The organism is Bradyrhizobium sp. CCBAU 53421 (assembly GCF_015291625.1).
GTDB lineage: Bacteria > Pseudomonadota > Alphaproteobacteria > Rhizobiales > Xanthobacteraceae > Bradyrhizobium.
Genome location: NZ_CP030047.1, coordinates 1 through 22,413, shown reverse-complemented (window position 1 = coordinate 22,413; position 22,413 = coordinate 1). Strand labels below are relative to the sequence as shown.

At 66.2% G+C, this 22,413-nt stretch carries 18 protein-coding genes; 5 read left to right on the top strand and 13 right to left on the bottom strand.

Annotated features, from left to right (window positions below):
• Positions 1-14 precede the first annotated feature (14 nt).
• The 4 genes from XH92_RS00090 to XH92_RS00075 form a co-directional block, all read right to left on the bottom strand.
• Positions 15-821 (bottom strand): crotonase/enoyl-CoA hydratase family protein, encoded by an 807-nt coding sequence (locus XH92_RS00090; protein ID WP_194457426.1) that lies wholly within the window; start codon positions 819-821, stop codon positions 15-17.
• A 47-nt stretch (positions 822-868) separates the two neighbouring features.
• Positions 869-1,909: a zinc-binding dehydrogenase gene (locus XH92_RS00085; RefSeq protein WP_194457425.1), complete on the bottom strand. Its 1,041-nt coding sequence runs from the start codon at positions 1,907-1,909 to the stop codon at positions 869-871.
• Between the two features lie 292 nt (positions 1,910-2,201).
• Positions 2,202-3,116 (bottom strand): phosphoribosylaminoimidazolesuccinocarboxamide synthase, encoded by a 915-nt coding sequence (locus XH92_RS00080; protein WP_194457424.1) that lies wholly within the window; start codon positions 3,114-3,116, stop codon positions 2,202-2,204.
• Positions 3,117-3,277: 161 nt separating this feature from the next.
• Entirely contained in the window at positions 3,278-4,195 is a 918-nt protein-coding gene (locus XH92_RS00075) for a pirin family protein (RefSeq protein ID WP_050406223.1), read from the bottom strand.
• A gap of 271 nt (positions 4,196-4,466) precedes the next feature.
• Between XH92_RS00075 and XH92_RS00070 the strand changes: the two genes are divergently transcribed.
• The 4 genes from XH92_RS00070 (at position 4,467) to XH92_RS00055 (ending at position 8,374) form a co-directional block, all read left to right on the top strand.
• Positions 4,467-5,042, top strand: a complete 576-nt coding sequence (locus tag XH92_RS00070; RefSeq protein ID WP_194457423.1) for a GNAT family N-acetyltransferase — start codon at positions 4,467-4,469, stop codon at positions 5,040-5,042.
• 60 nt (positions 5,043-5,102) lie between these two features.
• Entirely contained in the window at positions 5,103-6,161 is a 1,059-nt protein-coding gene (locus XH92_RS00065; protein ID WP_194457422.1) for a helix-turn-helix domain-containing protein, read from the top strand.
• A 366-nt stretch (positions 6,162-6,527) separates the two neighbouring features.
• A complete protein-coding gene (locus XH92_RS00060; RefSeq protein WP_246788153.1) occupies positions 6,528-7,955 on the top strand; it encodes a serine hydrolase in 1,428 nt (475 codons plus the stop codon).
• 128 nt (positions 7,956-8,083) lie between these two features.
• The gene (locus XH92_RS00055; RefSeq protein ID WP_194457420.1) at positions 8,084-8,374 is read left to right on the top strand and encodes a DUF1330 domain-containing protein; all 291 of its coding nucleotides are present in this window, start codon (positions 8,084-8,086) and stop codon (positions 8,372-8,374) included.
• A gap of 315 nt (positions 8,375-8,689) precedes the next feature.
• Here the strand turns inward: XH92_RS00055 and XH92_RS00050 are convergent, their stop codons facing one another.
• Positions 8,690-10,060, bottom strand: coding sequence for an MmgE/PrpD family protein (locus XH92_RS00050; RefSeq protein WP_194457419.1), 1,371 nt, complete (start codon positions 10,058-10,060; stop codon positions 8,690-8,692).
• A 147-nt stretch (positions 10,061-10,207) separates the two neighbouring features.
• On the opposite strand from XH92_RS00050, the gene XH92_RS00045 reads away from it, so the two are divergent.
• Entirely contained in the window at positions 10,208-11,347 is a 1,140-nt protein-coding gene (locus tag XH92_RS00045; RefSeq protein WP_194457418.1) for an aromatic acid exporter family protein, read from the top strand.
• Between the two features lie 7 nt (positions 11,348-11,354).
• Here XH92_RS00045 and XH92_RS00040 read toward each other — a convergent pair whose 3' ends face one another.
• From XH92_RS00040 to dnaA, 8 genes are all read right to left on the bottom strand, one after another.
• The gene (locus XH92_RS00040) at positions 11,355-12,011 is read right to left on the bottom strand and encodes a 2-hydroxychromene-2-carboxylate isomerase (RefSeq protein ID WP_194457417.1); all 657 of its coding nucleotides are present in this window, start codon (positions 12,009-12,011) and stop codon (positions 11,355-11,357) included.
• Between the two features lie 109 nt (positions 12,012-12,120).
• Complete coding sequence (locus XH92_RS00035; protein WP_194457416.1) at positions 12,121-13,539, bottom strand: MATE family efflux transporter; 1,419 nt, start codon at positions 13,537-13,539, stop codon at positions 12,121-12,123.
• A gap of 129 nt (positions 13,540-13,668) precedes the next feature.
• Positions 13,669-14,961: a UDP-N-acetylglucosamine 1-carboxyvinyltransferase gene (gene murA / locus XH92_RS00030; protein WP_194457415.1), complete on the bottom strand. Its 1,293-nt coding sequence runs from the start codon at positions 14,959-14,961 to the stop codon at positions 13,669-13,671.
• Positions 14,962-15,195: 234 nt separating this feature from the next.
• Positions 15,196-17,631: a DNA topoisomerase (ATP-hydrolyzing) subunit B gene (gyrB, locus tag XH92_RS00025; protein WP_194457414.1), complete on the bottom strand. Its 2,436-nt coding sequence runs from the start codon at positions 17,629-17,631 to the stop codon at positions 15,196-15,198.
• A gap of 229 nt (positions 17,632-17,860) precedes the next feature.
• Positions 17,861-18,997 carry a DNA replication/repair protein RecF gene (gene recF / locus XH92_RS00020; RefSeq protein ID WP_194457413.1) on the bottom strand — a complete coding sequence of 379 codons (1,137 nt, stop codon included), beginning with the start codon at positions 18,995-18,997 and terminating at the stop codon, positions 17,861-17,863.
• A 73-nt stretch (positions 18,998-19,070) separates the two neighbouring features.
• Positions 19,071-19,436, bottom strand: a complete 366-nt coding sequence (locus XH92_RS00015) for an endonuclease domain-containing protein (RefSeq protein WP_194457412.1) — start codon at positions 19,434-19,436, stop codon at positions 19,071-19,073.
• Positions 19,437-19,517: 81 nt separating this feature from the next.
• Entirely contained in the window at positions 19,518-20,636 is a 1,119-nt protein-coding gene (gene dnaN / locus XH92_RS00010) for a DNA polymerase III subunit beta (RefSeq protein ID WP_194457411.1), read from the bottom strand.
• Positions 20,637-20,916: 280 nt separating this feature from the next.
• Positions 20,917-22,347: a chromosomal replication initiator protein DnaA gene (gene dnaA, locus XH92_RS00005; RefSeq protein WP_194457410.1), complete on the bottom strand. Its 1,431-nt coding sequence runs from the start codon at positions 22,345-22,347 to the stop codon at positions 20,917-20,919.
• Positions 22,348-22,413 lie beyond the last annotated feature (66 nt).

Here is a 22,413-nt window from a genome sequence, read left to right as displayed (position 1 = left end):
CGGGTGCGGTGGGATCAGCCGTGGCCGCCCTCATTGCCGAAGCTGCCGTGACGGCCGACGCCGGAGGCAAAGCGCGTCGCACCCGAAAGCGTTTCGCCCGACGCGATCACGTCGAGGCCGCCGCGCATCTCGTTCCTGATCGCCTCTTCCTCCTCGAGGTCCCACTGCCGCAGCGCCGACAGCCGATCGGCGCGCATGCAGGTCTGCGGGAATTTCGCGATGTCCTTGGCGAGCGCGATGGCGTGCGCGCGAGTCTCGCCCTTCGGCACCAGCCGGTTGGCGAGCCCCATGCGATGGGCTTCTGCGCCGCCGACCGGGCGTCCGGTGAGGATCAGATCGATCGCCTGCGAATGACCGATCAGCCGCGGCAGGCGGATGGTGCCGAGGTCGATCAGCGGCACGCCGAAGCGACGGCAGAACACGCCGAAAGTCGCGTCCTCGGCGACCACGCGCATGTCGGCCCACAGCGCGAGCTCCATGCCGCCGGCGACCGCAAAACCCTCGATCGCGGCGATCACAGGCTTCGACAGCCGCAGCCGGCTCGGTCCCATCGGCGCGATCGTGTTGTGACCGCCGAGTTCGCGCTTCTTCTCGGGATCGCCCGCCGCCGCCGCCTTCAGGTCGGCACCGGCGCAGAAGTAGCCGCCGGTCCCGGTGAACACCGCGACCGATGCGCCGGCATCGGCGTCGAAGGCGAGGAATGCGTCATACAGCTTGCGCGCGGTCGCGCCATCGACGGCGTTGCGGGTGTGCGGGCGGTTGATGGAGATGACGGTGATCGGGCCATCGCGCTCGACGAGCACGGTATCGGCATCGGACATGGGGCGCTCCCTTCGTTTGTTGGTTGGAGCCAACCTAACGGTCTCCGTCAGGCAACGCCATCACGAACGAAGGCCACGCGGATGGTCGGGTCGCCGATCGCCTCATGCGCGTCCTCGAAGCGGACGCGGCGGGTGATCACCTCCTCCGGGTGGTAATGGCCTGCCGCAACATGGCCGACGCATTCGGGCAGCTCGGCGCGGACATTGACGCGCGAGATCTTCAGCGTGACACCGATGCCGTACATGTGCCGGAGCGGGACCGGCGACGTCTCGGCAAAGTCGCCATACATGCGCTGGCAGATGCCGTTGGGTTCGGTTGCGCGAATTGCGAGCAGCATGCTGGCGTCGGTCGCGGCCGCATCGATCACGATCGGGAACAGGCCGGGCGGTTCGATCGCCAGGCCGATCGGCGCTTCGATTATGTCGGCGCCGAGTGACTTCGCCTTGGCGAGGCGCGGCGCGTGGTCGTCGAGGTAGACGACGCGGCCCGCACCGCGCGCCACCGCCGCCTGCACCACGAACAATGCGAGCGACTGGGCGAAACCGCCGATCACGAGCACGTCTGCGCCGGGCCGTTGCGCGAGCCAGCGCGCCACCGCGCTGAACCCGTCCGTTGCGCCGTCCGCCAGCCCCGCCGTTTGCGACAGGTCATGGCCTTCCGGTTGGCGGACCAGCATGTGATCAGCAAACGGCACCCGGATCAGGTCGGACAGGCCGCCGCCATATTCCACGCCGCAGACCGGCTTCAACCCGTAGGAGGAGCGAAACGGCACCGCCGTGCAGGCATTGGTGTGGCCACGCCGGCAGCGGTCGCAGGCGCCACAACTGATCTGGAACGGAACGATTACGAGATCGCCGGGCGCGAAATTCCTCACGGCGCCGCCGATGTCGACGATGCGGCCCGCGGTCTCGTGTCCGAGCGCGAACGGACCCGCGAGGCCAGATCGGCCGTGCACGATCGCAAGATCGAGATCACAGCGCGTCACCGCCAGCGGCTGCACCAGCGCGTCGCGGTCGTCCTGGAGTCTCGGCGCAGGAACGTCCCACCATTCGACCTTGTTGCCGCCGATATAAGTCAATTGCCGCATCGTGAAGCTCTCCGTTTGGTCGGAGAGTGCAGCGCGGTGGACGCCGCGACAAAAGGTTTGTCTTCAACCGGGGTGAATTGGATTCACCTGGCCAGGGAAGCGGTGCTGTCGGTTGATGCAGGCACACCGTTCTTCCCGTCATCCCCGCGCAACGGCTCTGCCGTTGTCGCTGGAGGTGCGAGCTCTTGCGAGCCTCGAAGGATGCTCGGCCCCGCTGGTGGCCGTCGACCCTTCGAGGCTTGCTTTCGCGAGCACCTCAGGGTGACGGTGATAAATAGGGGAAGGACAGCCGTTAAACCTTCAGCTCACTGCCCGTCACGCGGCGATACGCTTCCAGATATCGCTTGCTGGTGGCGTCCACCACGCTGGCCGGCAGCGGCGGGGGCGGGGCGTCGCCGTTCCAGCGGCCGGCGTGGCGCTCGACGTCGAGATAGTCGCGCAGCGGCTGCTTGTCGAAGCTCGGCTGCGGCTGGCCGGGCTTGTAGGCGTCGACCGCCCAGAAGCGCGACGAATCCGGCGTCATCACCTCGTCGATCAGGATGATGCGGCCGTCGCTGTCGCGGCCGAATTCGAACTTGGTGTCGGCGATGATGATGCCGCGCGCGCGGCTGGTCTGCTCGCCGTAAGCGTAGACATCGCGCGCCATCTTCTCCAGCGTCGCGGCAACGTCCGCGCCGACGATCTCGCGCACCCGGGCGACCGTGATGTTCTCGTCATGGCCGGCCTCGGCCTTGGTCGCCGGGCTGAAGATCGCGGGCTCGAGCTTCTGGCTTTCGACGAGACCCGCCGGCAGCTTCTCGCCGGCGAGGGTGCCGTCGGCAGCGTATTCCTTCCACGCCGAGCCGGAGATGTAGCCGCGGATCACGCATTCGATCGGAAATACCGTAGTGCGCTTGCACAGCATCGCGCGGCCGAGGATGTCGGCGCGATGGTTCTTCAGCTCGGGCACCGCGCGGATGATCTCGTCGGCGTCGGCGCTGATCATATGATGCGGCACGGTGCCTTCGAGCTGCCGGAACCACCAGGCGCTGATCTGGGTCAGCACCGCGCCCTTCATCGGAATGGTTTCCGCCATCACCACGTCGAATGCCGAGATGCGGTCGGTGGTGAGCAGCAGCACGCGGTCGTCGCCGACGGCGTAGATATCGCGCACCTTGCCGCGGCCGATCCGGGGCAGGGGCAAATCGCTGGATAGCATCGCGGTCATGGGCGTGGTCTTTCCGGGCTGGTTTCTCAAAGTCGCGGTGTTCAAAGACATGCGCCCGCACACGAGGCGTGCGGGCGCGAAAGACTAGAGCATGATCCGGAAAAGTGTGCAGCGGTTTTCCGAAAAGATCATGCTCAAATCAAAGAGCCACAGGAAATAGCTCACTCCGGCAGCGGAATGAACTCGTGTTCGTGCGGAACCTGCGCGAAACGCCCGGTTTTCCAGTCCTGTTTGGCCTGCTCGATCCGCTCCTTGGACGACGAGACGAAATTCCACCAGATGTGGCGCGGCCCTTCCAGGGCGTCACCGCCGAGGAACATCATGCGGGTCGGGCGCAGCGTCTTCACCGTGATGCGGTCGCCGGGCCGGAAGATCAGGAGCCGCGGCCCCTCATGGCGGTCGCCCGCAATCTCGACCTCGCCGTCGACGAGATAGATCGCGCGCTCCTCATGGTCAGGGTCGAGCGGCACCGAAGTGCCGGCCTGCGCGGTCACCTCGGTATAGAACCAGGGCGAGACCATGCTGACCGGCGAGGAGATGCCGAATGCCGAGCCGGCGATGACGCGCGCGGTGAAGTCGCGCTCGGAGATCATCGGCAGGTCGCCCGCGCCATAATGCTGGAACGAGGGCGCGATCTCCTCCTTGCCGGCCGGCAGCGCGATCCAGCTTTGCAGGCCGAGCATCTTCTGGCCGTCGCGGCGCTGCACGTCGGGGGTGCGCTCGGAATGCGCGATGCCGCGGCCCGCGGTCATCAGATTCATCGCGCCGGGCTGGATTTCCTGGATGTTGCCCTCGCTGTCGCGGTGCATGATGCTGCCGTCGAACAGATAGGTGACGGTGGCGAGGCCGATATGCGGATGCGGCCGCACGTCCATGCCCTTGCCGGCGAGATATTGCACCGGGCCGAAATGATCGAAGAAGATGAAGGGCCCGACCATCTGCCGCTTGCCGTGCGGCAGCGCGCGGCGCACCGCAAAGCCGTCGCCGAGATCGCGGGTGCGCGGCACGATGATCAGATCCAGCGCGTCGCAGGTCTTGGGATCGCCGAGTTCGGGATCGGTCGAGGGCTGCCAGCTCATGCAAAATCTCCTTCTCGTTTGCCGCGATCATACTCTATCCGCCGTCCCGGCCAAGCCAACGGGTCGGCGCGAAGCGCCGCCCGATGACAGGCTCCGCGCGAGCCGGGACCCATAACCACGAATGCAAGTTGATACGCAAAAGCTGCGGCCCCAGCCCTTACCAGCAACACACATCGGTGGTTATGGGTCCCTGCTTTCGCAGGGACGACGACATACTTCTGACGCGTGCGTACGCGTGATAACAGCATAATCTTGGAAACCGGAGACAGTCATGGTTTCTCTGATCAAGCCCGGCGCAAGACTGTTGCAGGTCGACGGTCCGGTGATCGAAACCGCGCGGCTCATCCTGCGGCCGTGGCGCGCGTCTGATATCGCCGAGAATACGCGGATGCTGTCCGATCCCGAGACGGCGCGCTTCATCACGCCGGATCATCAGCCGGTCACCTCGGAGCTGAAGGGCTGGCGCAACGCCGCCGTCATCTCCGGCCACTGGGCGCTGTATGGTTTCGGCATGTTCGCGGTCGAGGAGAAATCCTCCGGCCGCTACATCGGCCGCGTCGGGCCGTACTGTCCGCCGGAATGGCCCGGCTTCGAGGTCGGCTGGGGCATCGCGAAGGAGTGCCGCGGCAGGGGCTATGCGGTGGAGGCGGCGCGCGCCGCGATCGACTTTGTGTTCGCGAACTTCACGGTCGACCGCATCATCCATTGCATCGATCCGGCCAACGTGGCCTCGCAGGCCGTGGCGCGGCGGCTTGGTGCCGTGAACGAGGGGCCGGGCAGGCTCGAAGGCGATGCCGTCGATATCTGGGTTACGACACGCGGGCGCTGGAGGCGCAATGGTTCTTGAAAAAGCCGGCGCATCGGCCGATGTTCGGTGTGCCGCTTTCGAACCCGAACGATCGGATCGATGACGTCAGAGATGATAGAGCTTTGCCTGCGCAGCGCCAGTGTGGCGCTGCTGCTGGTACTTGCGGCGACGCTGTTCTCTGATTTCCGCAAGGTGCTCGCTGGGCGGCTCGCGATCGCCTTCGCGCTTGGCTCGGCCGCGCATGCGGTGACCGCGTCGATTGGTGCCGGGCCGCCGGTCTCGGACTGGCATGCGCCACTGATCGCGCTCTCGACCGGCGATATCGTGGTGTTCTGGCTGTTCACGCGCGCGCTGTTCGATGATGCGTTTGTGCTGCGCTGGTGGCACGGCCTGATCTGGGCCGCGGTCGTGGCCTACAGCTTCGTCAATTGCATGTGGATTGCACCCGCCGGTCACGCGCGGATCGCGATCACCATGGTCAATTTGCTCACGCTCGTCTTCATCGCGCTTGCGGTGGCGCAAACCATCGGATCGTGGTCGGCAGATCTGGTCGAGCGTCGACGCAGTGTCCGCGTCTTCATCGTTGCCGCGTCTGCGCTGTACGGCGGATTGAACGCGCTGCTCCAGATTGCCTATGCCGGCAGCCGCGTGACGGTGGAATGGGCCAACCTGTTGAACGCGGCCGTGCTCACCGCGATCGTGGCCGCAATCACCTGGGCGATGATGCGCGTCGACGGCGCCGATCTGTTCACGGTGCCGGCGGAGGCCATCGTGCTGACGAAGCCGGCCGCGGCCGAGGAGGCGGCGGACCAGAGGCTGGTCGACGGGCTGATGCGGCTGATGGCGGACGAGCGCATCTATCGCCACGACAACATCACCATCGGGACCTTGGCGACCCGGCTGAAAATCCCCGAGTACCGGCTGCGGCGGTTGATCAACCAGCGGCTCGGCTACCGCAACTTCAACGCCTTCCTCAACAACCACCGGATCGAGGAGGCCAAGGCCGCGCTCGCCGATCCTTCGCAGGCCGAAGTCCCCGTCATCACCATCGCCATGGACGCCGGCTTCCAGTCGCTCGGTCCCTTCAACCGCGCCTTCAAGGCGACGACAGGCGTGACGCCGACGGAGTACCGGAAGCTGAAGGCGACGGCGGCGTAAGGGACCGCTGATGTGAGGGGCGCACCGGCGGCAGGGTTCCCTCCCCCCTTGTGGGGGAGGGTTAGGGAGAGGGGTACCCCACGGGTGGTCTCTCCATCTGAGGTTCGATGGCTGATGGTTGTGACGACGGTGCTTGCATTGATTGTCTCGCCCCGGGGCTCACCCCTCTCCCCAACCCTCCCCCGCAAGGGGAGAGGGGCCTGACGAGCGTGCGCCCCTCACGATGAGGCCCTGTAATCACTAGACAATTTCGAAATCGGCGAGCCTCTTTCAACCTTCAGCTAGCCCGATTTCCAAATCCGGTGAGCCTTTCCGCGTCCGTTCCTGCTTCCTCCCGCCACGCACTCTCGCATGCCGGAGGATCCCGTGACTCGTCGAAAGCTCGCCTTCATTCTCATTGCCACCACCGCCTGCGGTGCGCTGGCACTGACCGCCGCCCACGCCCGCGACGTGCCGAAAGTCGCGACCGGGTTTGTCGCCAATGTGATCTGTTCGGAGACCTTCGTCAGCGGGCTCGACCCGAAGCGAAACCTGGCCGAGACCACCGACGCGATGCCGGGGGCCGGCCTGATCACCTGGGCGATGGACACCGAGGTCGACCGCCAGCGCAAGGACGTCACCGTGACGCTGTTCGGGTTCGGCCGCAGCCATGCGGCCTATCGCGAAGGGGTCGGCTGCACGCTCGAACACGGCGAGGCGTCGGCCGGAATTTCGTTGCCGCCGGCGAAGCCGGAGGCCGCACTGCTGCCCGAGATCGCGGGTGCGGCGATTGTCGCGCCGCAGACCCCGCAGCTTGCGGCCGCGCTGGATCGCGCCTTCGCTGAGCCGGCCGAGCCGCCGTTCCGGCGCACCCGCGCAATTGTCGTGATGAAGGACGGCCGCATCGTCGCCGAACGCTACGCCGACGGCATCGGCACCGATACGCCGCTGCTCGGCTTCTCCGCGACCAAATCGGTGATCTCGGCCCTGATCGGAATTCTGGTGCGCGACGGCAAGCTCGCGGTCGACAAGCCCGTGCCGATCGCAGCGTGGCGGGAGCCGAACGATCCGCGGCACGCGATCACGGTCGATCAGCTGTTGCGCCACACCGCGGGCCTCGCGCTCGGCAGCTCGCTGCAGGCCTCGCTGGCATCCGCGCTCGAGCCGGTCAACCGGATGAAGTTCATGGAGCCGGACATGGCCGCGTATGCCGAGAGCATTCCGCTCGAAACCGCCCCGGGCGCAGCGTGGAATTACCACGACGGCAATTTCATCATCCTCTCGCATCTGATCCGCGACGCGGCCGGCGGCCATGCCGCTGACGTGATGCGCTTCGCGCGTCGGGAGCTGTTCGATCCGCTCGGCATGCGCCATGTCGTGATGCAGTTCGATGCTGCGGGCACGCCGGAAGGATCGGGCGCGATGATGGCGAGCGCGCGCGACTGGGCGCGTCTCGGCCAGCTCTACCTCAATGACGGAATGGCCGGCGGCAAGCGCATCCTGCCCGAAGGCTGGGTGAAGTACTCCGCATCGCCGACGCCGAACGCCTGGGTCGGCATCGGCGCTGGCTTCTGGACCAATCTCGGCGACAGTTTTGGCGCCAACTACCGCGTCGAGCACGGCATGCCGCGCGATGCGTTCTTCGCCAAGGGCACGATCGGGCAGTATGTGATCATCGTGCCGTCGCAGCACCTCGTCATCGTGCGGCTCGGTCGTTCGCCAAACTCGCCGCCCAAGGCGGACGGCGTGTTCGACCTGGTTCGCGATGTCGTCACGGCGACTTCGACCGGCGCGCGGCTCGCGGGCGGCAATTGACTGTCATGTCACACAGCGCCCGCGCGATCGTGAATTGAATCTCGGCCTCCGGAATTTTCTGATGCCGTGGCGCATCTCGCAGGAGGTGCGCCACAGATCTTCAAGAAGCGCCTCAGCCGGAGACCATCATGCCGAAAGCCTACTGGATCGTGCACGTTACGGTGCACGATGAAAACAGCTATCCCGAGTATCTCGCCGCCGCGATGCCGGTATTCGCCAGATACGGCGCCAACTTCATCGTGCGCAACGGCGCCTATGAGGTGATGGAAGGCGCGACGCGCCAGCGCAATTTCGTCATCGAGTTCAAGGATCGCGCCACCGCGATGGAGTGCTACACCTGCCCCGACTATCAGGCCGCCAAGGCGATCCGGCAGAAATACTCGGACGGGGATTTTGTGATTATTGATGGGCCGGAGTAGGTGAGCTGCCATTCCGGGGCATGCGAAGGAGGAGCCAGGAATCCGTTTCGCCACGCGTGATGCCGCTCGTGCTGCGCGCGCCCCGGAACGACAGTGAGGTGAACCTGCCGCCCGGACGAAGCGTGGAGGGTGCTATGCGCAACCCCGTCCCCCCGTCATCCTGAGGTGCGAGCGGAGCGAGCCTCGAAGGATGCACGGCCCGGCCAGTGGCCGTCGATCCTTCGAGACGCGCTGCGCGCTCCTCAGGATGACGGGTTTAAACACAGCGCGTGCTGCTCCAACGCTCGGACGACAGTGGTGGGTGTGGCGCCCCGCCTACTGCCTTCCGAGCTGCGTCGCCTTCTCCACGCGGTCGAACCGCTCCAGCGTCAGGATCGCATCCGCAAGCTGGTCGGCGCGCTTGTCGAGCACCGGGCGGGCCAGTGTCAGGAACTTCTGCTGCATCGCCTTGGCATCGGGGAACGAGGTCGGCTCGCCGGAGGGATCGGCATAGAGGCGCTCATGGGTGCCGTCATCTGTCGTAATCGAGACGCGGGCGCCGAACGGATGGGTACGGCCGACCTCGAGGCGGTCGTCCTGTACCACGTCGAACTTGTCGGCGAGCGCGTCGATCGCCTTGTCGCCCAGCCGGTCGTAATCGTCCCAGCCGAAATGGCCCTGGTCGAGTGCGATCGCGCCGGTGAAGAACATCGAGAACTGGCCGCCGACCACCGAGGTCGGGTGGCGCTTGGTGGCGGCGTCGCCGGTCAGCGTGATGCCGTTGCGATGCAGGCCGATCTCGACCTTCCTGATCTGGTTCGGCGTCAGGTTGTGCTCGCGCCGCATCGCGATCAGCGCGTCGATCGCGGCATGGGTATAGCGGCAGCTCGGATACGGCTTCACGCCGATCTTCAGGGTCTCGTAGGTGCTGCCGAGGCCCGCCACCGCCTTGTCCGGATGCGCATCATCGGTGTAGCCGACCAAGAGGCCGTGCTTGCCCTCGACCGAGTCGCTCGAGCCGATGAAGTCGTTACGGGCGAGGGTCGCGGCGATCACGCCGTTCATCGCGGCGGCGCCGACCTGGTAGCGCTTGTTCCAGGCGCCGTTGACCAAAAATTGCAGCGAGCCCGCGGCCTGGCTGCCCGAGACGCCGAACGCGGAGACGATCTGCTCCTTCGAAAGCCCGAACAGCTTGGCCGCGGCGGCGGCGGCGCCATAGGTGCCGGCGGTCGCGGTCGGGTGGAAGCCGCGGGCGTAATGCGAGGTCGGATCGAGCGCGTTGCCGAGCCGGCAGCACACTTCATAGCCGGCGACGATCGCGGTCAGCACGTCGCGGCCGGACGCGCCGACCATCTCGCCGACCGCGAATGCGGCGGGCACCACCGGTGCGCTCGGATGCAGCGAGGAATCGGCGTGGGTGTCGTCGAAGTCGAGCGAATGGCCGAGCGCGCCGTTGAGCAGCGCCGCCACCGCCGGCGTCCAGGTCTTGCTGTCGCCGAATACGGTGGCCTCGCCCTTGCCGTCCAGCGCCAGCGCTTCCAGCATCTTCATCAGCGAGGGCGTCGATTCCGCATCGCGGCGGGCGCGGATGGTGCTGCCCAGGAAATCCAGCGTCAAAACCTTGGCGCGCTCCAGCACCTCCGGCGGGATATCGGAGTATTTCAGGTCGGCGACATAGGCGGCGAGCGTTGCGGTTTCGTGGGCCATCGTGTTTCCTCAATTTTGCGGCGCAGGGTAGGCGGGCAGGTTTTGCCTTTCAAGCCACCTTGCCGCCGCGGGCAGCAGCCATGCTTCGGGTTGCTGGACTTCAAGTCATGTAACACGGGCCTTTCCATTGATTGCGGATCAGGGTGCATGAGGACCTTCGCAAAACGCATGTTCGACAAGCTTTGGACCCGCAAGACGCAGCTGGCGCTGGCGGTCCGGATCGCGTCCGCCGGCGTCGCAGCCTATGTCATCGCGGTGGCGCTGAACCTCATGCTGCCGCTCTGGGCGGTGCTAACTTCGCTGATCGTCACGCAAATGAGCGTCGGCCGCTCGCTGAAGGCGACCCGCGATTACATGCTCGGCACCATCGGCGGCGCCATCTATGGCGGCGCGATCGCGGTCCTGATTCCGCATTCCGGCGAGGGCAGCCTGCTGGCCCTGCTGGTGCTGGCGATCGTGCCGCTGGCCTTCATCGCCGCGCTCAATCCCAGCCTGAACTCGGCGACGGTGACGGCGGTGATCGTGCTGCTGCTGCCGACGATGCATCACTCCAATCCGCTGGATTCGGCGATCGACCGCGTCCTCGAGGTCACGGTGGGCGCGCTCACCGGACTTCTGATCTCGTTCCTGGTGCTGCCGTCGCGCGCGGTCAGCCAGATCAGGGTCAACGCATCGAAGCTGCTGGAACTGCTCTCGGCGGCGTTCGCCGAATTGCTCGCCGGCCTGACCCGCGGGCTCGACAACGACGCACTGCACCGGATCCAAGACGGCATCGGCACCGCGGTGACCAATCTGCACGCGACCGGCCTCGAAGCCGAACGCGAACGCACCATGCATCTGTCGTCCGGGCCCGACACCGGCCCTCTGCTGCGGACCATCCAGCGGCTGCGCCATGACGTCGTGATGATCGGGCGGGCCTGTGTCGTGCCGCTGCCGGCCGATATCCAGGCCAGGCTGGCGCGGCCATTGGCCGATGTCAGCAAGGCGATCGTGACCTATATGGTGGCGGTCGCGACCGCCCTGCGCGCCGGCAGCGGCCCGGCCGACATGGCGCCGGTCGATGCCGCGCTGCATGCCTACAGCGAGGAGGTTGCCGCTGTGCGCAGCGAGGGCCTGACCCGGGGCCTTCCGGTCGATGCCATGGAGCGGTTCTTCGCGCTTGGCTTTTCGCTCGACCAGATGCGGCAGAATCTGAACGACCTCAAGCGCTGCCACGGCAATTGGTGCACCAATGCCGAAGCTGCGGAGAAAATCGTCGCCGACACGCCGGAGAAGAGCGCGGCATGATTCCGGACTATGCCGTGCGGCGCGTCAGGCCCTTGCTCTCCATGCGCCAGATCAGGAGATCGATGCGGTCCTGACCGAAGAACGGTTCGTTCTCGAACACGAAGGTCGGTACGCCCCAATGGCCGGAGGCGGCGTGTGCGTCCTCGTTGCGCTTGATGACCTGCTCGTAACGATCGGGGTCGGCGGCCACAGCGGCATCCATCGCGGCGAGGTCGAACCCGGCAGCGGTCGCGGCCGTCGCCAGATGATCGTCCTCGTGCCAGCCCTTCACCGAACCGTCCCACAGCACGCGGCTGATCGCGGCAGTGAAGGCGAGGGACCGCCTCTCAAGTTGCGCGGCAGCGCCGAGCCGGGTCAGGCGGTGGATGTAGGGCTGGTGTTCGGCAACGTCGAGCGTCGTCATGTCCTGCACGATCGGGTCCGGCCGCGGGAAGCGGAACGGGATGTTCTCGTGCTTGGCGACGCGGCTGGAGTCGAGCACGACGTAGCGGGCGAATTGCGGATTGGTCTTCTTGAAGAAGCCGGGCACGCGCACCGCGAGCGGATAAACCGGCCGCAAATTGACCGCGACATCGTAGTCGGCGACCATCTTCAACGTCTTCGGCAGCGCCAGGTAGCTGTACGGACTGCGGAACGAGAAGAACAGATCGACCGACAGGGTCATGGACTAGCCTCCGGCCTTGCGCAGCAGCGCGGGTACGATCAGGGGGTGGAACGGCGGCGCGGCGGAATCCACGTTCGGCGTGACCTCGTCGGCCCTCATCCCGCAACCGTCATCCAACCAGTCTGCGTGCCAGCAGGCGGAAACGCAAGATGAGGAGGGTCGCATAGACCGCGGTGCCGAGCGACAGCCCGATCCAGACGCCGGGCGCCTCGAGCCCGGCCCAGAAGGCCAGCGCAGATGCCGATGCGAAGCCGATCAGCCAATAGCTGATGACGGCGAACAGCAGCGGCACCTGGGTGTCGTTCATGCCGCGCAGCGCGCCGGCGGTGGTGGTCTGGATGCCGTCGGCGATGAAGAAGGTCGCGCCGATCAACAGCAGCGCCGCGGTGAGCTGCGCGGTGGTGTCGGAGGCCTCGCCGAGGAACAGCGCGGCGATCTCGAAGCGCGCCAGGATCACCGCGAGCGTCATGACGCTCATGAAGACGCCGGACAGCGCCACCGCGACAAAGCCGGCACGCTGCACCGCGTCGGTATCATGGCGGCCGACCGCCTGGCCGACCCGCACGGTGGCGGCCATGCTGACGCCGAACGGCACCATGAACAGGATCGCCGCGATCTGCAGCGCGATCTGATGCGCCGCCAGCGCCGTGGTGCTGATCAGCCCCATCAAGAGGCCGGCGGCGCCGAACAGGCCGTACTCCAGGAGGAAGGCGATCGAGATCGGCGCGCCGACGGCGACAAGCTTGCCCATCAGCGGCCAGTCGATGCGCCAGACGCGGCTGAACACGTGGTACTTGCGGAACGGGCGGCGGCGCGCCGCAAACCACACGCCGGCAAGGAAGGTGCCGAGATTGACGATCGTGGTCGCAAGCCCGGCGCCGAACATGCCCAGCTCGGGCATGCCCCATTTGCCGTAGAGCAGGAGGTAGACCATCAGCGCATTGGCGGGGATCGCGGCGAGCGTGATCCACAGCACCGGCTCGGGCCGGTTCACCGCGCTCATGAAGCCGCGGAGCGCGATGAACCACAGCGCCGGCAGGATGCCCCAGGCGAGCCCGAACAGATACTGCTGCGCAAGATGCGCGGTGGCCTTTGTCTGGCCAAGCGCGAGCAGGATGCGCTCGCCCTGGAACGGCAACGCCATCAGCGGCAGCATCATGAAGAACCCGGCCCACAGGCCGACCCGGAGCGCGCGCCGCATCACGCGCGGGTTGCGGGCGCCGAACGCCTGCGCGGCCAGCGGCGAGACCGCGGACATCATGCCCATGCCGATCGTGAAGCTGACGAAATACACGGTATGCGCCAGCGCCGCGGCGGCGACGTTCTCGCTGCCGAGCCGGCCGATGAAGGCGAGATCGGTCGTCATCATCGCGATCTGCCCGAGCTGCGTCAGCGCAAGCGGCACCGCGAGCTTCAGCGTTTCGGCGAGCTCGGCCGTGAGCAGCTTGCGGGGGACGGCAAACACCGCCCCGGAGGGGGCGACGGCCGCGCGCGACGCGGCCGGGTCGATCTTGTCGATGGAGGTCATGACAGCTCGTCTAGCACGGTAAACCGGCCGGAAGGATGGCTAAACCGCCCAAACGCGACGATCTCACGCAGAGGTCATCGCATCCCGAGTTGTCGCTCGCGCATCATCCCAGCGCGAATTAGACGCGGATCACGATCGCGCGGGAATCCGCTTGATCTTGGCGCCGAGCGCGTTGAGCCGCTCATCGATCCGCTCATAGCCGCGCTCGATCTGGTCGGCATTGTTGATGGTGGAGGTGCCGTTGGCGCACACCGCGGCGAGCAGCATTGCCATACCGGCACGGATGTCGGGCGAATTCATCGGTGCGCCGCGCAGCCGGCTCGGACCGGCCACGATCGCGCGGTGCGGATCGCAGAGCACGATGCGGCCACCCATCGCGATCAGATTGTCGACGAAGAACATCCGCGACTCGAACATCTTCTCGTGCATCAGGATGACGCCGTCGCACTGCGTCGCGGTGACGATCGCGATCGACATCAGATCCGCCGGGAAGGCGGGCCAGGGCTGGTCTTCGAGCTTCGGCACGTGGCCGCCGAAATCGTCCTGGATCTTCATGGTCTGGTTCGACGGCACGACGAGGTCGTCGCCCTCGACGCCGCAGACGATGCCGAGCCGCTCAAAGCCCATCCGGATCGAGCGCAGATGCTCGACGCCGGCGCGCGCGATGCGCAGCGGCGAGCGGGTCACCGCGGCAAGTCCGATCAGCGATCCGACCTCGATATGGTCGGGCTGGATCGCGTAGGTCGTGCCGCCGAGCGTCGCCTGGCCATGCACGATGATGGTATTGGTCCCGATGCCTTCGATCTTCGCGCCGAGCGCGACCAGGAAATTGGCGAGATCCTGCACGTGCGGCTCGGAGGCCGCGTTGCGCAGATAGGTGGTGCCGCGGGCGGCGACGGCGGCGACCAGCGCGTTCTCCGTCGCGGTGACGCTGGGCTCATCGAGGAACACGTCGGCGCCCTTCAGGCGCGAGGCGCGGAATTCGAGCCGGTGCGTCGCGGTGACCGTGGCGCCGAGCTGCTCGAAGGCCAGAAAGTGCGTGTCGAGCCGGCGACGGCCGATCACGTCGCCGCCGGGCGGCGGCAACGCGACCTCGCCGCAGCGGGCGAGCAGCGGACCTGCCAGCAGGATCGAGGCGCGGATTCGCGCGCACAGCGCCGGATCGAGATCGGCGGCGCGGATCTCCTTGGCATGGATCTGCAGCGTGTTGCGCTCGGTCCATTCGGCGCTGGCCCCGACCGAACGGCACAGCTCGACCAGCGTTTCGGTGTCGCGAATGCGCGGCACGTTGGTCAGCGTGACCGGATGCTCGGTGAGCAGGGCGGCTGCGATGATCGGCAGCGCGGAGTTCTTGTTGCCCGACGGCTCGATGGTGCCCGAGAGGCGGCGGCCGCCTTCGACGATGTATTGGATCGGCGGCACGCGGAATGTCCCCTAACGCATCAAGACTTGGATTCAGACTTGGATTCGAACTTGGCCACGCGAAATTCCGTAACGGAATCAATGGCTGTTCGGCACCGTAACACAATTCCCGGCGCAGCTTCCACCCGAAAGGTAGCCGCGCGACGGTGCCGATCGCCTTGTCACGGACACGTCACTCTCGCCGGGCCATCGCATCGGAAGGCGCATGTCCGCCTGGCCGCCGCGAGCAGGTCCTCAGATGTCGATGGTGGCGCTGAGCGAATTTTCCTGGATGAAGTCGCGGCGCGGTTCGACCACGTCGCCCATCAGCTTGGTGAAGATGTCGTCGGCCTCGTCGACCTCCTTGACCTTCACCTGAAGCAGTGAGCGCGCCTCGGTGTCCAGCGTGGTCTCCCACAACTGCTCCGGATTCATCTCGCCGAGACCTTTGTAGCGTTGCAGCGAGATCCCCTTGCGGGCGGCGTCGGTCACCGCCTCGAACAGGTCGACCGGACCATGGATGATCTGCTCGGAATCCTTACGCCGGAGCTTGCCCGCCCGCACGTAAGTCTCCTGCAGCCTGGTCGCATATTCGTCGAGCTTGCGTGCGTCGGCCGAGCCGAGAAACGCGTCGTCGATCACAGCCACTTCCTTGACACCGCGCACTGTGCGCTCGAAGTGGAAGCCCTGGCCCTCCGTGAAAGTGCCGACCCAGCCGCGCTCGACCTCTTCGGCCACGGCGTCCAGCCGCTTGGCGATGTACTCGGCCGCCGAGTTGGCGGTTGCGATCTCGCCGGTGATCCTGGGGCTCAGCACGCCCGCGATCGCGGCCTGTTCGATGACCGCGCGATTGTAGCGGCTGTGCAGATTGCGCAGCACCGAGCGGATTACCCTTGCGTCTTCGACCAGTGACAGCAGGTCTCGGCCCGAGCGGTCTTCGCCGGAGGCCGGCTTGAACACGCATTCGTCGAGCCCGGTCGAGATCAGATAATCCTCGAGCGCGCGCTCGTCCTTCAGATACTGCTCGGACTTGCCGCGCGAGACCTTATAGAGCGGCGGCTGGGCGATATAGAGAAAGCCGCCGTCGATGATCGAGCGCATCTGACGATAGAAGAAGGTGAGCAGCAGCGTGCGGATATGGGCGCCGTCGACGTCGGCGTCGGTCATCACGATGATCTTGTGGTAGCGCAGCTTGTCGACCGAGAAATCGTCGCTGATGCCGGTGCCGAGCGCGGTGATCAGCGTGCCGATCTGCTCCGACGACAGCATCTTGTCGGGGCGCACGCGCTCGACATTGAGGATCTTGCCGCGCAGCGGCAGCACTGCCTGGAATTCGCGGTTGCGGCCCTGCTTGGCGCTGCCGCCTGCCGAGTCGCCCTCGACGATGAACAGTTCGGACTTCGCCGGATCCTTCTCCTGGCAGTCGGCGAGCTTGCCGGGCAGCGAGGAGACGCTGAGCGGGTTCTTGCGGGTCAGCTCGCGCGCCTTGCGCGCAGCCTCGCGGGCCGCGGCGGCCTGGATCACCTTGCCGACGATTTCCTTGGCTTCCTTCGGATTCTCCTCGAACCAGGCGGCGAGCGCCTCGTTGAGGACGTTCTCGACCACCGGTCGAACCTCCGAGGACACCAGCTTGTCCTTGGTCTGCGACGAGAATTTCGGATCGGGCACCTTCACCGACAGCACCGCGGTGAGGCCTTCCCGGCAATCGTCGCCGGTCAGCGCGATCTTTTCCTTCTTCGCATTGGCCTCGGCATAGCCGTTGACCTGGCGCGTCAGCGCGCCGCGGAAGCCGGCCAAATGGGTGCCGCCGTCACGCTGCGGGATGTTGTTGGTGAAGCACAGCACGTTCTCGTGGTAGCTATCGTTCCACCACAGCGCGGCTTCGACGCCGATGCCGTTGGCTTCCGAGCGCACCATGATCGGCGCCGGCACGATCGCCTTCTTGTTGCGGTCGAGATATTTGACGAACTCCTCGACGCCGCCGGAATAGTGCATCTCCTCGCGCTTCTCGACCGCGTGGCGCATGTCTGAGAGCACGATGTGGACGCCGGAATTGAGGAAGGCGAGCTCGCGCAGCCGGTGCTCGAGCGTCGCGAAATCGTATTCGACGTTCTTGAAGGTCTCGGTCGAGGCGAGGAAGGTGACCTCGGTGCCGCGCTTGCCCGGGGCATCGCCGACCACCTTGAGGGGCGCCACGGCATCGCCGTGCGCGAATTCGATGTAGTGCTCCTTGTCGTCGCGCCAGATCCGCAAGCCCAGCTTGCTGGACAGCGCGTTGACCACGGAGACGCCGACGCCGTGCAGGCCGCCGGAGACCTTGTAGGAGTTCTGGTCGAACTTTCCGCCGGCGTGCAGCTGGGTCATGATGACCTCGGCCGCGGAGACGCCCTCACCCTTGTGGATGTCGACCGGAATGCCGCGGCCGTCGTCATACACGGTGACGGAGTTGTCGGCATTGAGGGTGACCAGGACGCGGCTCGCATGGCCCGCCAGTGCCTCGTCGATCGCGTTGTCGACGACCTCGTAGACCATGTGATGCAGGCCGGACCCGTCATCGGTGTCGCCGATATACATGCCGGGCCGCTTGCGGACGGCGTCGAGGCCCTTCAGCACCCGGATCGATTCCGCACCATATTCAGCCGGAATGGGATGCTCAGATTCGGCAGGGGTCTGCCGGGCAGGTTCAGTCATGTGAGGCCTTCGAGGATGTCCCGAATCAGCTGCACAAAATGAGGCGCTGATTCCGCTATTTGTGCCATGAAAGACGAGTTGCGCCTAGCGCAAAGTCACCGTCTACAAACTATTGAATAAATAGGATTTTTTAGGCCTCTTTCAAGACTTTCGAGGGCCGATTCCGGAGGCTCTGAAAAGCCCGATTCGAAGGCGGATTCGAACCCCTCTCCGAGCCGATTTCATGTACTCAGCCGCGCCGTGTCGCGCGGCCGGATTCGACGTCGAAAATCTCCCCGCGCGGGCCGATGTCGACGAAGGCGGCCGGATCGGCGCCGGTCATCCAGACCTGGGCGCCGAGCTTGGCGAGTTCGTCGAACAGCGCCTTGCGGCGGTTGGGATCGAGATGGGCGACGACCTCGTCGAGCAGCAGCAGCGGCACGATGCCGGTCATCTCCGCGACCATCGTGGCATGCGCCAGCACCAGCCCGATCAGGAGCGCCTTTTGCTCGCCGGTCGAGGCGTCGCGCGCCGGCATGTTCTTCGGCGCGTAGACCACCTGCAGATCGGTCAGATGCGGGCCGTCGAGCGTGCGCCCGGCGGCGGCGTCGCGGGGACGGCTGGCGCGCAGGATCTCGCGGTAGCGATCCTCCACCGCCGTTGCTGGCTCATGCAGCAGCGCATTCTCCATCCAGCCGTCGAGCATGATCTCGGCGGAGGGGAAGGCCGAGGCGGCGCCGCGCTCGCGCAGCATCACGGCGAGCTTGGCGGCGGTCTGGCCGCGCGATGCGGCGACCGCGACCGCAAGCTCCGCGGTCTCGCGCTCGATCGCATCACACCAATGGTCGTCGTAGTTGCGCACCTCGAGCAGCCGGTTGCGCGAGCGCAGCGAGCGCTCCAGCGCCGAGACCCGGCTGGAATGCTCGGAATCGATCGCCAGCACCAGTCGGTCGAAGAAGCGGCGGCGCTCGGACGCTGCGCCCATGAACAGGCCGTCCATCGCCGGCGTCAGCCACACGATGCGCAGGTGGTCACCGAACGCGGTCGCGGAACCCACCGGTTCGCGATCGATGCGGCAGCGCCGGCTGTTGCTCGACTCGCCGGTCGGGGGATCAATGCCGGTGCCGAGCGTGGCGAGGCCCAGCGCGCCCTCGACCTCGGCGGAGACGGCCCAGGAGCCGTCGCCCTGATTGTCGGCGATGTCCTCGAGGGTCGCGCGGCGCAGGCCGCGGCCCGGCGACAGGAACGAGACCGCCTCCATGCAATTGGTCTTGCCCGCGCCGTTCGGCCCGACCAGCACCACCATGTCGCCCGCGACCTGCAGCGTCGCCGCCCGGTAATTGCGGAAATGCGTCAGCGACAGGCGATGAATGCGGGACGGGGTCATCTGTCTTCCTTCCCCTCTCCCCCTGTGGGAGAGGGTGGCGCCTCACGAAGTGAGGCGACGGGTGAGGGGTATCTCACAGCTCGGCAAGCTTGGCGATAATGTCTTCCAGCACCGCCTCTGGCGTCCGCAATACGTCATTGTTCCAGTAGCGCAAGACCTGGAAGCCTTCCGCCGCAAGGGCGTCGGTCCTGGCTGCATCTCCTTGTGACGAAGCGTGCTGACCTCCGTCGATCTCGATCACAAGGCGCTTCTCGAAGCACGCGAAGTCGAGAATGTAGTTTCGAAAAGGGACCTGTCTTCGAAACTTCAGGTGCGAGAGGCGCCGATCGCGGAGCAGGCGCCACATCTTCGCTTCCGCGTCAGTCGGTGCGTGGCGCATCCGCTTTGCGAAGGTGCGGAGGCGTTCATCGGTCGATCGATGGCTAGGTGTTTGCGGCACCAACCCCTCACCCGGCGCCTTTGGCGCCACCCTCTCCCACAAGGGGAGAGGGTGCAGTTGTGCATGACGACAGAAGTAGCGTCACACCCGCATCGGCATCAGCACGTAGAGCGCGCCCTTGCTGTCGCGGTCCTGCACCAGGGTCGGCGAGCCGGGATCGGCGAGCTTGAGCACCGCGACCTCGCCCTCGATCTGGGCGGCGATGTCGAGCAGATAGCGCGAGTTGAAGCCGATATCGAGCGCGTCGGAGGCGTACTCGACCTCGATCTCTTCGGTGGCGCTGCCGGAATCCGGGTTGGTGACCGAGAGCACCAGCTTGCCCGCGGACAAAGCGAGCTTCACCGCGCGGCCGCGTTCGCTGGAGATGGTCGAGACGCGGTCGACGGCGGCCTCAAAATCCTTCTTGTCGACGACCAGTTCCTTGTCGTTGTTCTGCGGAATGACGCGGCCATAGTCCGGGAAGGTGCCGTCGATCAGCTTCGAGGTCAGCACCACATTGCCGAGCGTGAAGCGGATCTTGCCGTCCGACAGCTCGATCGAGATCTCGGCGTCGTCGCCCTCGATCAGCCGCTGCACCTCGCCGACGGTCTTGCGCGGGACGATCACGCCGGGCATGCCGGTCGCGCCCTTGGGCAGCGCGAGGTCGATCTGCGCCAGGCGGTGGCCGTCGGTCGCAACGCCGCGCAGGGTCGCCGCCTTGGCGGTGCCGGCGGCGTGCAGATAGATGCCGTTGAGGTAGTAGCGGGTCTCTTCGGTCGAGATCGCAAACTGGGTGCGGTCGATCAGGCGCTTGATGTCGGACGCCGGCAGCGAGAACGAATGCGTCATGTCGCCGGCGGCAAGGCCCGGGAAGTCGCTCTCGGGCAGGGTCTGCAGCGTGAACCGCGAGCGGCCGGCGCGCACCGCGAGCACCGAGCGGTCGCCGTCGGCCTCGAGTACGATCTGCGAGCCGTCGGGTAGCTTGCGGACGATGTCGTAGAACATGTGCGCCGGCACCGTGGTCGAGCCGGCGGTTCCGGTCTCGGCCGCCAAGGTCTCCGTCACCTCGAGATCGAGGTCGGTCGCCTTCAGCGACAATTTGGCGCCCTCGGCGCGGATCAACACGTTGCCGAGGATCGGGATGGTGTTGCGGCGCTCGACCACGCGGTGAACGTGACCCAGCGATTTCAGGAGTTGCGCGCGCTCGACGGTGACCTTCATTGCAATACCCGCCAGATCCCTCAGATGGAAAAGCCGGGCGGCCGTTCAGGGCAGCACCACGGCATTGGAAACCCGAAAAGCCGGATCAATACCGGATTTGATCAAACCCACGGGGGGACCGCAAGGTGGCGCGGATGGGCCGCTGGTGCAAGGGATACGGGCGCGAAACGGGCCCCGTTCCCCACGTTTTGGGCCGGAAAAAAGTTTAGCCCTCCCCTTTGGCAAGGGGAGGGCCATGGAACGAGCCAGCCTGTCGCGGCGGCCTTATTTTCCTGCAGTCCTATTCCTGCAGCTGGCGCTTCAGCGATTCGACTTCCTCCGACAGCGTCGTGTCCTTGGCGACCAGTGCCTCAATCTTGCGCACCGCGTGCAGCACCGTGGTGTGGTCGCGGCCGCCGAAGCGCCGGCCGATCTCGGGCAGCGAACGCAGGGTCAGCGTCTTGGCCAGATACATCGCAACCTGGCGCGGACGCACCACGTTGGCGGTGCGGCGGGACGACAGCAAGTCGGAGCGGCTGACATTGTACTGCCGGGCGACCACGCGCTGGATGTCCTCGATCTTGATCCGCTTCGGCTCCTGCGGGCGGATCAGGTCGCGCACCTCGCGCTCGGCCATCTCCAGCGTCACCGGCTGGTTATTGAGCTTGGAGTGCGCCAGCAGGCGGTTGATCGCGCCTTCGAGGTCGCGGCCGTTGTGGGTGATGGTGCGCGCCAGATAGTCGAGCACTTCCTCCGGCACGTCGAAGCTGGCGTGGTGGACGCGGGCCGCGGCGACGCGCGACTTGAGGATGCCGAGCCGCAGTTCCTCGCCGAGCGAACCCATCTCGACCACGAGGCCTCCGGCGAGCCGCGAGCGCACCCGGTCGTCGAGGCTTTCGAGATCGGACGGCGGACGGTCGGCGGCGATGACGACCTGGCGGCCGGCATCGATCAGCGCATTCAGCGTGTGGCAGAACTCGGCCTGCGTCGACTTGCCCTGCAGGAACTGCAGATCGTCGATCACGAGCACGTCGATGCCGCGCAGCGCTTCCTTGAACGCCAGCGCCGTCTGCGTCTTCAGCGCCGCGACGAAGCCGTACATGAACTTCTCGGCGGTGAGATACAACACCTTGCGCTCGCCGCCGGAATTGCCGGCCCAGGTCACGGCCTGCAGCAGATGCGTCTTGCCGAGGCCGACGCCGGCGTGGATGTAGAGCGGGTTGAACATCACGGGATCGCCGCGGCGTCCTTCCGCGACCTGGCGCGCCGCCGCATGAGCCAGCGTGTTGGAGCGGCCGACGACGAAGCTGGCAAAGGTCAGGCGCGGATCGAGCGGCGAGCCGCCGAGCGCGTCATGGCTGGCGGAAACCGGCGCGGTCGCGACCGAGCGCAGCTCAGGCGCGGGGCGGCCATCGTGGCGCTCGACACGACGCACTTCGACCGGCGCGGCCGCTTCCTTCGCGGGCGCCATCGCGCGGATCGCCGAGCGCACGGTGAGGTCGATGCGATGCACTTCGGGCATCTCGGCCTGCCAGCAGGAGAGCACGCGTTCGGCATAATGCGCCTGGATCCAGCTCTTGAGGAACCGGGTCGGAACCGACAGATGCACGCTCTCATCGTGCACGCTCTCGAGATCCATCCGCGCGAACCAGCTCGTGTAAACGTCCTCGCCGACGCTCGTCCGCAAACGTCCCTTCACCCGCGACCAGCGATCCTGTTCCGTGTTCGTCATTGCCTTCGTACTTTTCCAAAACTGAGAGATGATGATGGCGAAAGCGCCGCGCAGGGTTCCTGCCAC

What these genes read in the sequence shown, in the direction of transcription:
- XH92_RS00045 (WP_194457418.1), top strand. Translation starts at nt 10,208, where the DNA reads ATGAGGACCTTCGCAAAACGCATGTTCGACAAGCTTTGGACCCGCAAG.
- dnaA (WP_194457410.1), bottom strand. Translation starts at nt 22,347, where the DNA reads ATGACGAACACGGAACAGGATCGCTGGTCGCGGGTGAAGGGACGTTTG.
- recF (WP_194457413.1), bottom strand. Translation starts at nt 18,997, where the DNA reads ATGACCCCGTCCCGCATTCATCGCCTGTCGCTGACGCATTTCCGCAAT.
- gyrB (WP_194457414.1), bottom strand. Translation starts at nt 17,631, where the DNA reads ATGACTGAACCTGCCCGGCAGACCCCTGCCGAATCTGAGCATCCCATT.
- XH92_RS00035 (WP_194457416.1), bottom strand. Translation starts at nt 13,539, where the DNA reads ATGACCTCCATCGACAAGATCGACCCGGCCGCGTCGCGCGCGGCCGTC.
- XH92_RS00055 (WP_194457420.1), top strand. Translation starts at nt 8,084, where the DNA reads ATGCCGAAAGCCTACTGGATCGTGCACGTTACGGTGCACGATGAAAAC.
- XH92_RS00080 (WP_194457424.1), bottom strand. Translation starts at nt 3,116, where the DNA reads ATGACCGCGATGCTATCCAGCGATTTGCCCCTGCCCCGGATCGGCCGC.
- dnaN (WP_194457411.1), bottom strand. Translation starts at nt 20,636, where the DNA reads ATGAAGGTCACCGTCGAGCGCGCGCAACTCCTGAAATCGCTGGGTCAC.
- XH92_RS00050 (WP_194457419.1), bottom strand. Translation starts at nt 10,060, where the DNA reads ATGGCCCACGAAACCGCAACGCTCGCCGCCTATGTCGCCGACCTGAAA.
- XH92_RS00065 (WP_194457422.1), top strand. Translation starts at nt 5,103, where the DNA reads ATGACGTCAGAGATGATAGAGCTTTGCCTGCGCAGCGCCAGTGTGGCG.
- XH92_RS00085 (WP_194457425.1), bottom strand. Translation starts at nt 1,909, where the DNA reads ATGCGGCAATTGACTTATATCGGCGGCAACAAGGTCGAATGGTGGGAC.
- XH92_RS00090 (WP_194457426.1), bottom strand. Translation starts at nt 821, where the DNA reads ATGTCCGATGCCGATACCGTGCTCGTCGAGCGCGATGGCCCGATCACC.
- XH92_RS00040 (WP_194457417.1), bottom strand. Translation starts at nt 12,011, where the DNA reads ATGACCCTGTCGGTCGATCTGTTCTTCTCGTTCCGCAGTCCGTACAGC.
- XH92_RS00070 (WP_194457423.1), top strand. Translation starts at nt 4,467, where the DNA reads ATGGTTTCTCTGATCAAGCCCGGCGCAAGACTGTTGCAGGTCGACGGT.
- XH92_RS00075 (WP_050406223.1), bottom strand. Translation starts at nt 4,195, where the DNA reads ATGAGCTGGCAGCCCTCGACCGATCCCGAACTCGGCGATCCCAAGACC.